This is a genomic window from Nitrospiraceae bacterium (assembly GCA_020632595.1).
In the GTDB taxonomy this organism is placed as follows: Bacteria; Nitrospirota; Nitrospiria; order Nitrospirales; family UBA8639; genus Nitrospira_E.
In genome coordinates, this window is sequence record JACKFF010000002.1 from 307,763 (window position 1) to 322,758 (window position 14,996).

Consider the following 14,996-nt stretch of genomic DNA (forward strand, 5'->3'; position numbering starts at 1 on the left):
GGTCATCGAACGTTGGATGCCATATCACTTGGCGGGCGGAGAAGGGATGGGCGAAAGCGGATAAAAAGGTACATCAAGGAAGTGACCGCATACGCCGCCCCATAAGCCACGATGGCGATGGGCAGGAGCCCGACCCATAGCCAGATTTCTATCCCCAGAATCTTAAGATCGAAGAAGGCGTCCGGAAGGATGTTTTCCAGGTATGGGTCTGTTGAAAAAAGCCGCCAGCGGCGTTCTCGCCATTTTTCCGTGCTCACGTACTACGCGTACGCTCCGCGCGCAAAAACGGCTGTGGCCTTGCTGGACGAACCCTTCGGGAAGACTCAGGGCATGCTTTTTTGAACCGACCCGGAGCCTTTGATGAGTGATCTAATCCTGGGCAAATTTGCCCTTGAACATCTTTATTATTCAACACGCCCAAGAGGAAAAAAGGGAACAAAAATTTGTTGCCCCTCAAAATTGTTACTCTTCTATTGTGAGACTGTTGAAATACGATGTGAGGCAAAGGTTGGTGTCTATCAGATGACTGGATTTTCCCAGCGAATTCCACGGAAACGTGAAAAGTCATTGTCGCAGGAAACGAGAATCGCCCCGTGACTGATTGCCATAGCCGCCAGGTGGGCATCGCTGCTGAGATTTCCTGCGAGTCCGGATTCTTTGATCAACAATCGGAGAATTTCCCAATGCTCCTCTTTTTCCCGAACCACTCGCGTGTTGTCTAAAGACAGCCATAGGTCAATCTTCCCGATAGCGGTGGCGAGGTCGAGCGGATGAGGGAAAATGTTAGAGTGTGTTGAGAGACGGAGAAAGCCGAGAAGAACGAGCCAGGGTAAACCTACGGAATCATCCCCATTGATGGCGTCCTCCCACCATTGCCGAACACGTGCATGATGAACTGCCGTTTCATTAACGACATACAATAGAACATTCAGATCGACAAGTTTCATTTGCGCAAAAGGATTTTCCTCACGATTTCTTCACCTTCCAGCTTGCCGGCAAGTGCAAGCGCCTTGTCTAACCCAACAAGCGGTTCGCCCATAGGAAAAGACTTCTCCCGATAGGAGCGTTTTGGACGGGAAACTTTTTGAGAGGACTGCATTCCCTCTTTCAAAATTCGGTTAAGCAGTTTGGTGAGCGAAATTTTTTCTTGTGCGGCTTTTTCCTTGAGCCTCAACAGTAATTCGTCATTAATGCTTATTGTGGTTCTCATATTTACATCATAGCATCAAAATTTTGATGCTACTACATCAAAATAGTGTACACCATCTTTAATAACAAGATTTCAGTGTAGATGCTTAAATCATATACATTTTATTTAAAAAATAACACATTTTATTACATAAGGTAAAAAATTGACCATTAGTCAATAGTAATGTTATAAAAATTTCATGGCCACTTCAGAAAGAAAAAAAAGAGAGTATGCACAGCGGGAAACGCTGATTATCGATACCGCCAGACATCTGTTGTTGAAGGTTGGCTATATTGATCTCAACATGGACCGAATCGCGGAACTTACCGAATATTCAAAGGGAACGATTTATCAGCATTTTTCTTGTAAAGAAGAAATTTTAGTTGCGATGCTCATCCAATCCGCGAAAAAATGTGGCACGTTTCTCTTGAGGGGTTCCCAGTTTCAGGGCACTCCCAGGGAACGCGTGGCTGCGATGGCTTTGGGGTATGATTTGTTCATTCGACTGAATCCTGATCATTTTAAATCCAAATTACTACTCCTGAATGCATCCATCAGGGGAAAGGCCTCTCCAGCTTTGCAAAAAAACCTGGAAAGGGCCGAGCAGGATAATATCGGAATTGTCTTCGGGGTGTTACGGGACGCCGTTAAAGAAGGTCACCTTCATCTTCGGCAGGGCGTGACCATCGAGGAGGTCACCTTTGGTTTGTGGACAGGTGCATTTGGGGCCTTTGTGCTCATGTTCTCAGAAGTGAACCTCTTTGCCCTTGGAATTTCAGATCCGAGAAAGGCGGTATGGGAAAACATCCATGCCTTATTGGATGGGTTCGGCTGGCATCCGTTTTTTCACGAGCTGGATTGGGAGGAAATCAGGAACCGCATTCTGAAAGAAATTTTTCCACAAGAGTGTCATCAAGCCGCCATCGTCTAGGGCGGGCTGTTTTTTACAGAAAAAGTAAAAAATTGACTAATGCTTGAAGAACCTATTTCTTAGACACCGAAGGCCAGGATCTCACATTTTTCCCATGGACAACAGAATGATCCCTTGGAAGAAAAGATAGAGAAAGGGTAAAATAAAGAAAGGAGTGAGATAATGAATTGTGAAACCATAAAAGATTTTTCAAATACAATCCTTCTAACCCTTTTATTATTGTTCTTGTCAGGCATAGGAATCCCTTCGAATGGTGAAGCGATGTTGGTCGCCGGAAAGGTTGCAGGCGGAAAGGAATTCGGTCCCATGCCTGATCTCAAAGAAAAGAGCACAGCCAGATTGCGCGATTCCCGCAGATGGGAAAAACGATTGTTCGACGTCCCGCTTATTCAGGAAGCTCCTCCAAAATACGACTTTCAGTGGAAACACGGTCCGAATTTTTCTCTCAAAGATCCAGGGAAGTTACCCGGAATTCAATTAGGGGTCGAAATGCACAGTTTCCAGGCTTTGGAATCGGTTATCCCCGAAGGAACCCTTCCGAAAGAAATACACGTGAACCGTGACCGGTTGCCGCTCGTGCTTCCTCCCTCTATCAAGGGTCCTGACTATAACGGAGGGTTTCTCCGGTTTACCTGGTAACATTCGAAATTTTTTTGCATGTTCTGGCCTCATCGACCACTGGATCGATTTTATGGGTAACAATCGTCTTGCTGGACAATTTGACTCCAATGTCCCGACTAATCTGGCCAACCCACACAGGCATTCCCTGCAAATTTACCGGAGCGCGCCAAAGCCGTAGATGATTGCGTTCATCCACAGTTTCCCGAGCTTTCTGAAAGGACGCATCCTGTGACCGGCCGAACAGATACAGCGGTGACAACGGCGACGTCCGATACCGGCTGCCGAAAATTGAGGATACGGCAGTCCGCCAGGCCGTATCCGCACTAAGGGTTTCGGTCAAATCCCATCCCCGGCGGACAAGGGTCACGACGCCGTGTCGCCCTTCTCCAATAATCACCAGATTGAGGGGATCCCCTTCGGATTTCTGGTCGCCGCCCAACACGCAGCAGGGCAAGTTGGTCAGGTAGTCACGTAGCTCCTCGAGATCGAGCGCTTGAATTTGGTCCGGCGAATACAACTTGGCTATATCCCGCTTCATGAAATCCGCCTGAAAACCGGGGACGGGAAGGACGAAATCGAAATCATAGATTTTCTCATCGCCGAGTAGTTGCACCGCAAACGCCTTGCCCCCCGGATCTAGATTCGTAAACACAAAACCGGTTGTGGTAACGCCGGCCGGAATAAGTAGCGGAATGTGTTGGTCATAGAAATACCGCATCTTGTCCGTCAAGCCTCTTTCACCAAACCCCCGGCTGAGCCAGGCCGCCTCGGAAGGGGCGAAATAGTCGGGGTCGATACTCAACAGCTGAAGGACCAGTTCTTCCTCAGTCTGATTATGGATCTTCAGCCATAGGGGTTGTATATTCGTGTCCGGCAAGGAGCTTCCAAATACCTTCTCGCTTTCCGATGCACTCAGAACGACGGCAGAGACCCGCACCGGTCCTTCCTCCTGAGTTTCCACCCGTTCAAGAAATGCCTGGGAAAACGAATCCGGCGGAACATATTTCATGCAGCCAGCGATCAAAAGCAGCATGGATAGCAACCCTGTCCTTCCAATCCATGAGAACCATTGCATATACTCCTCCAACCCATGATTGAGTTTTGCCGGTCCTAGCTTCATGACCCACCAATGTACCATTGGAGTAATTTTCCATTCCAGTAGGAACCAAATCAGTAGAAGGGAATCGCTGCTAAACACTGACGAAAAACGCCTTCCGGATCTTTATTCCATTTCGGTAGACAACTATTTACAATGAATTCCTTGTGTTGCCCGAGAAAGGGCAATGGGCACTGTCTTATCAAAGAGGTAGCTTTTTCCATTTCCTCCCTTTCTCTCTGAGCAGTCTCCACTTATGATTTTTGGGCACATTCAACCGAAAGATATCGCTGCATGGTCTGTCATCACGGCTCTCGCATGGCTCCTGGCGATTGGAAGCTACTCTTTTGTTTGGGCTGTCGATGTTATTCAATTGAAAAATGGAGACCAGGTGTCCGGAGATATTATTTCGATGGAAGATACGGTTCTAGCTGTCGATACTGATTATGCGGATATCCTCAAGATCGACTGGGATGACGTCAAAGGTCTGATTTCCGACGAACCCATTTGGGTTTCTTTTCATGACGGAGCGGATATTCCTGATGGTGTCGGCGTCCGGGAAGGAGACCGCTTGATCGTGTTTCGTCTTGAGCCGGATGGTCCGGTCCCGCTGGACAGAATCAAAACCATCAATCTGTTCGCCTTGTCTTACAGAGGATCGCTCACCTTTGGAGGAAGTGTGACATCTGGAAATACCGACACCCAGGCCACAAATGGCTCGGGAACGCTCACGATCAACAAAGGCTGGCATCGGATCATTCTGGACGGCCGGACCAACCGCGGAAAGGCCGATGGGAAACTTACCGCGAAAAACGCCGTAGGCAACATTCGGTGGGATTATTTTCTTACCCAACGTAGTTATATTCCCGTCATTACTTTTTCGGAATACGACAAATTCCAAAAGCTGACCTATCGGAATACGACGATCGTCGGGGCCGGATATGATCTTCTGGATAGGCGGAGAAATTTTTTAACGGTGGCTGCAGGTCCTACGGCCATCTATGAAAACTATAGTACCCAGGCGGCCACGGTCATTACCGGTCTTTCGTGGTTGGCCCGTTGGGAGCTGGAATTTCTCAAAGGGGATCTCAAGGTTTGGCATCATCATATCGGAACTCGGGACATCGGTCGGGACAATGCCGTCCGGATCAACGCGGTGCAGGGAATCAGTGTCGACATTTACAAAGACCTCTCCTTCAGTCTCGAATATAACGTCCGGTACAATTCCGAACCGGCCGATGACCGCAAAACCACGGACAATACTATCGTCTTTGGCTTGACCCTGGACATTCAAGGGTAAGAAAGAAAATCTCATCGGCTCCCTCCGGAACCCCAAAGTCGATAAGCTTGACTAAATTGTCATATTATCATCATTATGATATGCTTTGATGCATGAGAACCACTATCAATATTAACGATCAGCTGCTCAACGAGGCGAAAAAGAGGGCTGCCGAAACGCACCGTACGCTTACGGCCCTTATTGAAGATGCACTCCGATTGGCCTTGAGAAGGACGAACACAAATGCTGCCTCGCCTACAGTCCGAATTCCCACTTCAGGAAAAGGGGGCGTCCTTCCCGGTGTCAATTTGGATGATACCTCCGCGCTCTTGGACCGCATGGATGAGATAAAGTGATCCTTTGCGATGTCAATGTTTACATTTATGCCTTTCGCCGGGATGTCGAAAACCATGCGCTGTATAAGGCATGGCTTGAGAAAACCTTTATTGCCGAGCCTGCAGTCGGTGTATCCGAGATGGTACTTTCAGCCGTCGTCCGTATCGCAACTCATCCCCGAATTTTTGCCCATCCAAGTAAATTGGAAGAAGTCCTGAGTTTTGCACAATTTCTTCTGGAACAACCCAATACTGTCCGGGTCGTACCTGGACCCCGCCATTGGCAATTCTTCACACAACTTTGCCGGAATGGAGGGACCAAGGGAAATCTCGTAGCCGATGCTTACTTCGCCGCCCTAGCAATCGAATCCGGCTGCGAATGGATTACCACCGACCGGGATTTTTCACGTTTTCCAGGTTTGCGTTGGCGCCACCCTCTTGCCAATCCTTCTGAACCCTAAGAGATGGCTACGAATCCGAAAAACCCTATAGCACCATCATTTTGGGCTTGAGCCTGGATATTCAGGGATAGGTAAAATTCCCGGTTAATCCACCCAATGTGGAACATTTCGGACAACCGACCAGCAGGGAAACTTTTTTTCGGTCCCCGGCCTAATAGTCAATCTTGATAGACCGCCTCAATCATTCCTTCCGTTTTTTAAATTCATTCAGGCATTCACCAAAACCGCAACGCTCCGGTGACTTTTTGGCATGGGAAGGTCGAGGCCGAACCGGCTTCTGCAACATAGAGAAGCGCATCGATCTGACTTGCATCGCCCTTGAAGAATTCGTGCGGCTTCTTAAGGGGCACAAGGGTGGCTTTTCGCAGCAAATCTTTGTAGATCTTCCCGTCCCTCATGATGACGACAAAATTCTTGTCTATTTCACGATCAAATCAAGGTGAGGTTCTGCAGCGGATTGCCATCCACCGAGAGGACCTCTCTCTCATTTCTGCTTCATTACCTTTGACGCGCCTGTGTCGTCGAGTTCGTGCATATCCGGCACATTGATGCTGTGCTCGCCGAGCCATTTGTTGACGGCCACCGGCTTGAAGTGGCTCGTCGCTTCCACGGGGAATCGAATGGGCTGGCCCGGCTTGACCGGCAGAACCTTGCCTTCCTTCACGACGAGAGTCCCGTTGACGATCACCTAGGGGATGCCCGCTGGCGGCAGACCATTCTCCCCTTGTTTGTAAGTCGCGCGCGGCGCAACCTTGTCGGGATCAAACAACGTCAGATCGGCAATCTTGCTCACCTGCACACGGCCGCGTTGTTTCATGGCTTCGAGCCCGGTATCACCAAGATGTTTGGCAGTCCAGTAACTGAGCTGCGACAACGTAAACATCAGCGGTACGCCATGCTCGCGGGCCAGTTGCAGTGTGGTGGAATATGACGCAGCCGTGCGTGGATGGCCGGCATACTCACTGGGGTCCGCGTCCCAGGGCAGCAACTTGCCGTCCCTCCCGAGGCCCGCCATCGCATCCGAAGCGACCACCATCTGGGGTATGGTCAGCCAATATTTCATCCATTGCTTGCGCGGCGGCAGGTGCACGACAACGGTCTTGCCCGGCGTCTCTTTCACCGTCTTCAAGTACTCGTCCTTGCTCAGGAACTTGTCGAGGGTCGGGTCGTATATCGTTTCTTCGTATTTGTATCCGCTCACACTCTCCCAAAGATCGGGACGAAGTCAGCACTGATGAGCGTCGACCCGGCGGCGAAGGGGTAATACTCACCCGACACGTTGTATCCCTGGCTACGGGCAAGCTGCAACTTTTCCTCGTTCTCCCACCAGCCGTAGTCATTATCATGTGCCAGCAATAGCGGTGCCTTCAGCAACATCGCATTGACCAGCACCTCGTCGAGGGCAATCGGTGCCTCAGTAGGCGTTTGGGTATTGAGGTGGTACCGCGTGTGGACGGAGGTCAATCTGCCATAGCGCGCGGCGGTGCGCTGGGCTTTGAACAACTCGTAACTATTCACGCCCCGCTGCATGTAGGCAATCGGCGCCCCAACCCCAAGTGCACCCTGGCGTAAGTCTTCGTCCAGCATTTTTGAGATCTGATTCATCTGATCAATGTTGCTGCGGCTGAGGGACCAGCCGACGACACCATCGGCTCCGGCCTTACCACCCCAATCAAAGAGCGTGGTGGCATCGACGGGTTCATTGATCACCAGTTCAGGATCATGCACCAGTAATCGTGCCATGGCCATTGAGGTGGTTGTCCCGTAGTTCAGCTGCCAGCCTGATTTTTTCTTGTTTGCATACCATTCACCGACGCGCGACGCACCAGCCTCGAGATCCATGCCGGTGGTAATGCCATCGGCCACCGCCAGCTTGGACGCAAAGGGGTCGACGGCGTGAAAGTGCGTGTCGATAAACCCCGGCGCCACCACCAGCCCCTTGGCGTTAATCGTCTCACGACCGGTAATCTTGTCCTTTGTGATGACCGAGATCCTTCCGTCCTTGATGCCCACATTGGCGATGTCGTCGTGCATCGTTTCCGGGTCCATGACCCGACCGTTGTTGATAACCAGATCGTAATCGGCGGCCAACACTGGTGTGGAAATGCCGAGCGCTAGCGCGATACCAAGCGCGAGTACCTGACGTTTACCCGAAGACTTCATGTTTATTTTCCCTTATCTTGACGCAAATATTAAACATGGCGACTGGGCACCTACCGACAAGATGCTTTGCAGCCGTGCTGCAGATAACCCGGCCTCCGATCGTTCCTTCTATTGAGCCGCTTCACTGGATGGTGTTCTTATAAATCTTGCCGTCCTTCATGATAATCAGGAAGTTTTTCTCTGGATTGGCGACGAGATCGAGGTTCTCGAGTGGGTTGCCGTCCACGAGCAGCATGTCAGCGTAGGCGCCTTCCTCTATAACGCCTAGCTTGCCGGGATAGGGATCACGCGGCCCGCTCAGTTTGAAGAGTTGCGCGTTGTCGTGCGTGGCCATCTTCAGCGCCTCATACGGGGTGTACCACTTCTTCAGCTTGGCGAGGAACTTGCCCTGCTTCGTCGCCAACTTGGGATCGAACAGCAGGTCCGTGCCGAAGGCCGTCTTGACCTTGTACTTCTTGGCCAGCGCAACCACCTTGTCCAGGCCGGCGACAACCTGTACATACTTGGCTGTGCTGATGGGGCTTTCGAACTTGAAGGCATCCTCGCCTTCGACGTCCATGGGCTGCATACTCCACCACACGCCCTTCTTGGCCATCAGCTTGGCGGTGTCCTCGCTGATGAAAAAGCCGTGCTCGACGGACATCGCACCCGCGTCGATCCACAACCGGATCGCGGCGTCGGTGTTGGCATGGATCGCCACGTAGGTGTTCCAGCTCTTCGCTACCTCGACAGCCGCCTTCATCTCATCGAAGGTGTACTGCGTGACGTCCAGCGGGTCATACAGCGAACTGACGCCCCCGCCTGCCATGACCTTGATCTGCGTGGCGCCCATGCGCAGCACTTCGCGGGAACGTTTGATGACTTCGGGCACACCATCGGCGATTAACGTATGCCCAACCCTTTGCGCGTAGTCCAACGGCGTTCCCGGATTCTCCGGCACGTCGTTCGGCCCCCGAAAGTCGCCATGGCCGGATGTCTGGCTAATGTAGCCGCCCGAAGGATAGATGCGCGGACCGACGCTCAGTCCAGAATTTACGGCCCTGTAGATCGGGAAGGAATTGCCCCCGACGTCGCGCACCGTGGTAAAGCCGCGCATGAGGGTTTCCCGCGCCGCCTTGCTCGCGGCAATGCTGAGCAGGCCGAAGTCCGCAGTCATGACCTTGCTGATCGGCCAGAAATTGAACATCGAGTGCCAGTGGGCGTCTGTGAGGCCCGGCATCAGCGTACGTCCGCTGCCATCGATGACACGCCCGCCCGCCCTCGTCGGGATGGAAGCCTGTGGCGGGGCTCATTACTGGGCGCGGGAGCTGACGAAGCTGGGGCACGAGGTGCGGCTGATCGCTCCGCAGTATGTCAAACCGTGGGTGCAGACCAATAAGAGTGATGCCGCCGATGCCCGAGCGATCGGTCGCGCGGTGCAAGAGCCGGGGATGCGGTTCGTCGGCCTGGCGAGCGAAACGCAGCAGGCCGTGCAAGCCCTCCATCGGGTCCGGAGTCTCTCCCTGAGCAATCGCACCGCCCTCGTGAATCAGACCCGTGGCATCTTACTGGAATACGGCGTGGCCATTCCCCAGGGAGTCGCCGCGGTTCGGAAGATGCTGCCCCTCCTGCTAGCCGACGAGCGATGGGCCCCTCTGCTCCAACAGTTTTTGATCGACCAACAGGCGGAGTGGCAATATTGGGATGCCAAGATTGAGGCGGTGACGGCTCAGATCAAACGGGAGAATGCCGCGCAGCCGATCTGTTCCCGACTCGAGCAAGCTCGCGGCATTGGCCCCTTAGGCGCCTCGGCTCTCTGGGGCAAAACGGCGGGCCAGTCCTCTCAGAACGGCCGCCATTTCGCCGCCACGTTGGGGCTGGTCCCCAAGCACACCGGCACGGGAGGGAAGGTCCGGCTCGGGGGGATCAGTAAACGGGGAGAGCGCTATCTCCGGCAGTTGCTGATTCATGGGGCCCGGGCGGTCGTGAGGCAAGTGGGGGAGAAACCCGATCGCCTCAGCTGTTGGATCCGGCGGCTCGTGGCCCGCCGGGGGATGAAGAAGGCGATCGTGGCCTTGGCGAATAAGAATGCGCGGATGGCCTTCGCGCTCATCCACGGGGAGCAGCTGTATGATGTCACAAAAATGTGCGGGGCCGCGTAACGAAGACGGAGAAGCGCTTGCCAAGGATTGCGTAGCAGGAGACACCAACTGATGGGCGAACGGGGTCACCCCCGCAGCAGCAAAACCTGAGTCTTGTCATCGGCTGAACCATCAAGCCGTCAGAATGCCTAGGAGCTGCCGCGCGACAACCATCAAGGCTCGGAACGAAAACGGTTCCCTCACGAAGCCGGATATAGGACCGCAGACCCGCTCTCACAGTTGTGAATCCCGCTTGCAAAACAGGGGGAGTCCATATATGACAAAGACGGCTGGAAGATTTAATCCAACCCCGCCAAGGGGTGTTTCTACGGGCATCCATGGCGAGAGACTGTTGGCCACCGCCCGCATGATTTCCACCAATTTCCCGACTAACACTACGATGACGGCTAAGAGGATGAGAAAACTCTCCCATTGACTGTGGCCTTGATGAAACCAACTATCTCTTGCATAGGATTTTGATCGACTCTCTGTGTTAATTCAGAGGAAGGGGAAAGCTCAACGTCAGGAAAGGCCATGTTGACCATTTTTCCTAAGGCGATCTTTTTTACTCCACCCAGTGCAGAACATCCCGGATGATCGACCACCGTGGAGTTTTCTTTTTCGCTCCCCTTCCCAGGATCCAATGTTCAAAGACGGTATCCAAAGTCCCATCCTGTTGTTTCAATTTCAGCCAGGCATTCACAACATCCGCAAAGTTCCGGTGACTTTGGGGCATAGGGTACACGAAGGGGATTTTGATGGGGTTGGGAAGAGGGACCGCCACCGTATAAGCCGGATAGATCAAGGTCCAGGCCGAACCGGCTTCGGCGACATACAGGAGAGCATCGATGTTTTTGCCGTCATCCTTGAAGAACTCACGAGGGGATTTGATGGGCATAAGGGTCGCCTTAGGCAGCAATTTTTGGGCAGCCGTTTGATAATACTGCGAATAAGCCGAGACTCCGATCTTCACATCAGGTAGCCTTTGGATTTTCTGCCACGAACTGAAGACTTCCCGATTATGATCTTTCACAAGGAAGGCTACCGTAGAATCCATGTATCCTTCAGAAAAAATCACTTGTTCGGCCATTCCCGGTCTGAGCGCCGATCCGGACATAACGATGTCGCAAATATTCGCGTTCAGATATTCCACAATCTTGCCCCGTTCCGGGAGTTGGAGAAATTCCACCTCCACTTGAAGGGTTTTGGCCAGCATGTGAGCCATTTCAATATCAAACCCGACGAGTCCGCCGGTTTCATTCCGGAATGCAAACGGCAGACTATCCCTGAAAAACCCGACTCGAAGCACCCCGCGTCTGCGGATCCCTTCCAGATCAACGCTTTCGGATGAGGTCAGGCTTTTCTCCTCTGGAGTCAATTCGCGAATCGTGTTCTTGGCAGGCTCGTACCTCAACGCCATTTCGACAAAGGCTTGATATTTGTTGTAATTGGGATCGATGGCATATGTGAAAAACAGGTGGGTTCCCCCCATGAGCACGACACCGACCAGGAAACAGACGGTCAGATAGCCCACCAATCTTCCCCAACGAACACGCAATTTTCCGGCCATGGCACAACTTCCCAGGAGTCCAAGCACCCACATGTGCATGGCGGCCGTCATGGTCCCCAACCGACCTGTGAAGACATCCACGGTCACAAACAGTTGAAACATGTCCGCAGGAATCCGGAACAGATCCAACAAAAAGGGTATCCCGATCATGGTGCCGCCGAAGAAACTCGCCAGACCCGACACCAAAAAACCCGGATATTGGACCAAGGACAAAGCCGACCCGGCAAACCATCCCGCAAAAGGGACGAAGGCCAGGCTGAGCAACAAACCGGAAGATGGAAAGGTATAGGAGGTCGGCACAATGACCTCAATGGCGGAAGTGGTTTCTTCATCGGCCAATTCCGCTTCTTCGAGCAGTTTCCGCCCCCCTTCCGTCAGCAGGGGAAGAATGATCATGGAATTCCCCGTCGCAAAGGCGGTCACGAGCGCCCCCCGAACCGACCGCAGAACTTTCATGTAGGGCAACGGAGTGAGGTTGGCCACCAGTGCCGGCAGGACCCAGAACGTGAGGAAGACCGCGGCAACCATCTGGGAAATGAGGAAGATCTGTAAACGTCCCAATTCCTCAAAATTTAAGGTTCCAGCCGCACTCGCGGCAATGGAAAATACCCCCACAGGGGCCAGTTTCATCACAAAGTCCGTCACTCTGGTCATGGCTTTCATAATGACCGACAGCACATCGAGCATGGGCTGTTTCTTTTCGATGCCGATCAACGCCACTCCCATCACGATACTAAACAGCACCACCGCCGGAACGATACTGTTGGCGAGAGAAAAAAACGGATTGGCCGGGATGTACAATTGGAGAAAATCGATCGGTTGAGTCTCTTCGATTAAGGAGGGGCTGAAAAACATCGCTGATGGCCACTGAGGGAATGTTAGGGGGAGGACGGCCACCACGGTCAGCGCTATCAGCCATAAGAGCACCAAAATTCCTCCCGCTTTCTTGCCCATTGAGATAGCCTCTTCATACGTCAGGCTCCCGAGCCCGGTCATCAGTGAGACCATCAAGAACGGCAGAATAGCCATCTGCAATAATTGGATGAAAATCTGACCGAAGACCGAGATCGGTTGAGTGGCTTCTCCGAAAAAAATTCCGGCAATAATTCCCAAGCCCATTCCCAGAAGAATTTTGGCGGAAAGGCTTAGACGTGGAGTGGTTTTAGCAGGGTTTGGCATGAGCCGAAGCGACGACCAACCGGGTGGCTAATTTCGCCTGGAATCTGTTCTTCATTTTTATCCTAGTCATACAACCAAAGTACAGTTTTGATTGGTATTCCGAACCTCCGAAGCCGTGAAGCCCCATCGAGCCACCACCGTCGGTGCGGGTCAACACTGGCGCGCCGGAGGCGAGGCCTCAACCCCGGCCTTGTCACCGGGACACAACAGCATGGATCACGAATCGAGAAGGTGCACACGGTAAACCAGGGGAGTGTTGAATAATTAAGATTAACAAGGACAAAATTGCCCAGGATTAGATTACTCATCAAAGGCTCCGGGTCGGTTCAAAAAAGCATGCCCTGAGTCTTCCCGAAGGGTTCGTCCAGCAAGGCCGCAGCCGTTTTTACGCGCGGAGCGTACGCTGAGTACGTGAGCACGGAAAAATGGCGAGAACGCCGCTGGCGACTTTTTTCAACAGACCCTTTGTCGTGAATCTGTGGCCAGCAGACTCACCTCCATTCCGGCCGGTCGCGAAACCATACCGTCTGCGCCGGACAGACCGTGTCGGTGACACTCGGGTTAGAGATTAACGGCTAAGAAGGATTTCCTCTACTTTGACCATGAGGATAGGGAAGACCATTAGACCCGGAAGCTATCAAAGGATGATTCTTGAGATTGCCGACTTTTTCCAACTCCCACAAGAATTCTATCCTGAAAATCTCTAAGACCTGTAGACGTCTCTACCGCCGATACAACCTCAAACACATGATCGTCTGTCCGATCGGAAATAGAAGCCAGATGCTGAGATCGCTTTTCCTTTTTTAATCGGTGAAGAGGGACTTGGGAAGTAACAGGGCTAATTGAATACGTAACGTCCAGTCGGCCCCCTCATCAGGACGCACCACATTGCTAAAGGCCAGGATATTTCCATTGAAGGGCAATTTGCCGATCCTAAACACTTTGCCGACCCCGCCTCCCACGGGAACTGTCCATTTATTCCCTTTGCCCTCCGCTTCCCAGTTGGCGGTAATGATGGGTGACGAGGTGAGGTACCATCCCTGTGGGAGGTTATAATTGACAAAATATTGAGCCAAAAATTGCCTGACGTGTTTGCGGTCGTCATTGCCCGCATACGACCAGATGTTATTGGCCAGGAGACCCACGACCCAAGGACCTTGCACAAAAAGTCCTACCCCGGTCGGTCCCGCAGCCCATTTCCGGGAACCCAACACTTCGTCCGTGGCGGTGGGGAATTGGAAAATAGGGCCAAGGCCCCAAATCAACCCTTCACTCTTTGCGGGTGAAAAGAATAAGGACATATTAATGTCTCCCACCCCCCACGTGTCGTCATTGGTGGTGCGAAGATCAGGTTGCTTGATGACGGGCATGATCGTCCGGGTAATGAGGTTCCACTCTCTGGTGAGATTCAAGGGAATTACCGGTTGAATATTTAACACGTTCTGAGTTCGATGGTTGGGCTCCAATCCGAAATTCATATTGTTCTGAAAAGGGATACTGATGAGATCTGCCACGGGATTTTGTGTCTGCTTGGCGAGGTTGGATTCATCATCCGCCATTGATAAAACCGGTATCACCAATAGGCTAAGTACGGTGATTCCGATGGTGATGATCGTTCTCCAGGATGGAATATTATAAAACGGCCCCATTATCCATACCCTCCCATTTACCAGAAAAACACTGTTGGTTGCGATCTTACAATCCTGAACCGCATTCCAAGCCTTTCACGGAATCACACCTTTGTTATCACTGAACTTTTGCTAAATCGCCAGGCTTGTACTTGCAGTCGAAGAATGTCTGAGTCGGCCCATAGAAACGGAACAGCGCGAACCAGCCCTTGCCCGAAACGGCCTTAAGAAAGTTCTTCGAATTTTGGTCTTGCCCTTTTCGTGGATAGGTTAAAAAAGAGTGAATTATGAGTTAGCAATAATACCTTGCAAAAAACGCGCTACAAATTGAAGGCATTTTGGAATGTCTGTTATAGATCGCTCGCGAATATTAAACTAACCCATATCTGCTACCAGCCAGAAGGCGACCTTCCTAGTTTTCTTA

The 14,996-nt window shown here is 52.0% G+C and carries 14 protein-coding genes and 1 pseudogene; 6 read left to right on the top strand and 9 right to left on the bottom strand.

The genetic code is table 11. The features are described from left to right. Positions 1 to 2 precede the first annotated feature (2 nt). The 3 genes from H6750_06410 to H6750_06420 form a co-directional block, all read right to left on the bottom strand. Entirely contained in the window at positions 3 to 257 is a 255-nt protein-coding gene (locus H6750_06410; protein ID MCB9773945.1) for a hypothetical protein, read from the bottom strand. 261 nt (positions 258 to 518) lie between these two features. Next, positions 519 to 947, bottom strand: coding sequence for a type II toxin-antitoxin system VapC family toxin (locus H6750_06415; GenBank protein MCB9773946.1), 429 nt, complete (start codon positions 945 to 947; stop codon positions 519 to 521). After that, positions 944 to 1,174 (bottom strand): hypothetical protein, encoded by a 231-nt coding sequence (locus H6750_06420; GenBank protein MCB9773947.1) that lies wholly within the window; start codon positions 1,172 to 1,174, stop codon positions 944 to 946. The genes H6750_06415 and H6750_06420 overlap by 4 nt, the downstream gene beginning before the upstream one ends. A 214-nt stretch (positions 1,175 to 1,388) precedes the next feature. On the opposite strand from H6750_06420, the gene H6750_06425 reads away from it, so the two are divergent. Next, positions 1,389 to 2,120, top strand: coding sequence for a TetR/AcrR family transcriptional regulator (locus tag H6750_06425; GenBank protein MCB9773948.1), 732 nt, complete (start codon positions 1,389 to 1,391; stop codon positions 2,118 to 2,120). A gap of 162 nt (positions 2,121 to 2,282) precedes the next feature. Continuing rightward, the gene (locus H6750_06430; GenBank protein MCB9773949.1) at positions 2,283 to 2,759 is read left to right on the top strand and encodes a hypothetical protein; all 477 of its coding nucleotides are present in this window, start codon (positions 2,283 to 2,285) and stop codon (positions 2,757 to 2,759) included. On the opposite strand, the gene H6750_06435 is transcribed toward H6750_06430, so the two are convergent. Beyond that, positions 2,749 to 3,879 carry an LssY C-terminal domain-containing protein gene (locus H6750_06435; protein MCB9773950.1) on the bottom strand — a complete coding sequence of 377 codons (1,131 nt, stop codon included), beginning with the start codon at positions 3,877 to 3,879 and terminating at the stop codon, positions 2,749 to 2,751. The genes H6750_06430 and H6750_06435 overlap by 11 nt on opposite strands. A 214-nt stretch (positions 3,880 to 4,093) precedes the next feature. On the opposite strand from H6750_06435, the gene H6750_06440 reads away from it, so the two are divergent. The 3 genes from H6750_06440 (at position 4,094) to H6750_06450 (ending at position 5,912) form a co-directional block, all read left to right on the top strand. Then, a complete protein-coding gene (locus H6750_06440) occupies positions 4,094 to 5,137 on the top strand; it encodes a DUF481 domain-containing protein (GenBank protein MCB9773951.1) in 1,044 nt (347 codons plus the stop codon). 92 nt (positions 5,138 to 5,229) lie between these two features. Continuing rightward, positions 5,230 to 5,472, top strand: a complete 243-nt coding sequence (locus H6750_06445; GenBank protein MCB9773952.1) for a type II toxin-antitoxin system VapB family antitoxin — start codon at positions 5,230 to 5,232, stop codon at positions 5,470 to 5,472. Further along, positions 5,469 to 5,912 carry a type II toxin-antitoxin system VapC family toxin gene (locus H6750_06450; GenBank protein MCB9773953.1) on the top strand — a complete coding sequence of 148 codons (444 nt, stop codon included), beginning with the start codon at positions 5,469 to 5,471 and terminating at the stop codon, positions 5,910 to 5,912. The genes H6750_06445 and H6750_06450 overlap by 4 nt, the downstream gene beginning before the upstream one ends. A 215-nt stretch (positions 5,913 to 6,127) precedes the next feature. Here H6750_06450 and H6750_06455 read toward each other — a convergent pair whose 3' ends face one another. The 3 genes and pseudogenes from H6750_06455 to H6750_06465 form a co-directional block, all read right to left on the bottom strand. Then, on the bottom strand, positions 6,128 to 6,310 hold the full coding sequence (locus tag H6750_06455) for a hypothetical protein (protein ID MCB9773954.1): 183 nt from the start codon (positions 6,308 to 6,310) through the stop codon (positions 6,128 to 6,130). Positions 6,311 to 6,396: 86 nt separating this feature from the next. Next, positions 6,397 to 8,075: pseudogene (locus H6750_06460) on the bottom strand (aminoacylase). A 121-nt stretch (positions 8,076 to 8,196) separates the two neighbouring features. Continuing rightward, the gene (locus H6750_06465) at positions 8,197 to 9,294 is read right to left on the bottom strand and encodes an amidohydrolase family protein (GenBank protein MCB9773955.1); all 1,098 of its coding nucleotides are present in this window, start codon (positions 9,292 to 9,294) and stop codon (positions 8,197 to 8,199) included. 22 nt (positions 9,295 to 9,316) lie between these two features. Here H6750_06465 and H6750_06470 point away from each other — a divergent pair, with 22 nt between their 5' ends. Further along, positions 9,317 to 10,216 carry an IS110 family transposase gene (locus H6750_06470; GenBank protein ID MCB9773956.1) on the top strand — a complete coding sequence of 300 codons (900 nt, stop codon included), beginning with the start codon at positions 9,317 to 9,319 and terminating at the stop codon, positions 10,214 to 10,216. A 544-nt stretch (positions 10,217 to 10,760) separates the two neighbouring features. On the opposite strand, the gene H6750_06475 is transcribed toward H6750_06470, so the two are convergent. Both H6750_06475 and H6750_06480 read right to left on the bottom strand, forming a co-directional pair. Continuing rightward, entirely contained in the window at positions 10,761 to 12,944 is a 2,184-nt protein-coding gene (locus H6750_06475) for a cation:dicarboxylase symporter family transporter (protein MCB9773957.1), read from the bottom strand. An 803-nt stretch (positions 12,945 to 13,747) separates the two neighbouring features. Then, positions 13,748 to 14,593: a neuromedin U gene (locus tag H6750_06480; protein ID MCB9773958.1), complete on the bottom strand. Its 846-nt coding sequence runs from the start codon at positions 14,591 to 14,593 to the stop codon at positions 13,748 to 13,750. Positions 14,594 to 14,996: the final 403 nt, after the last annotated feature.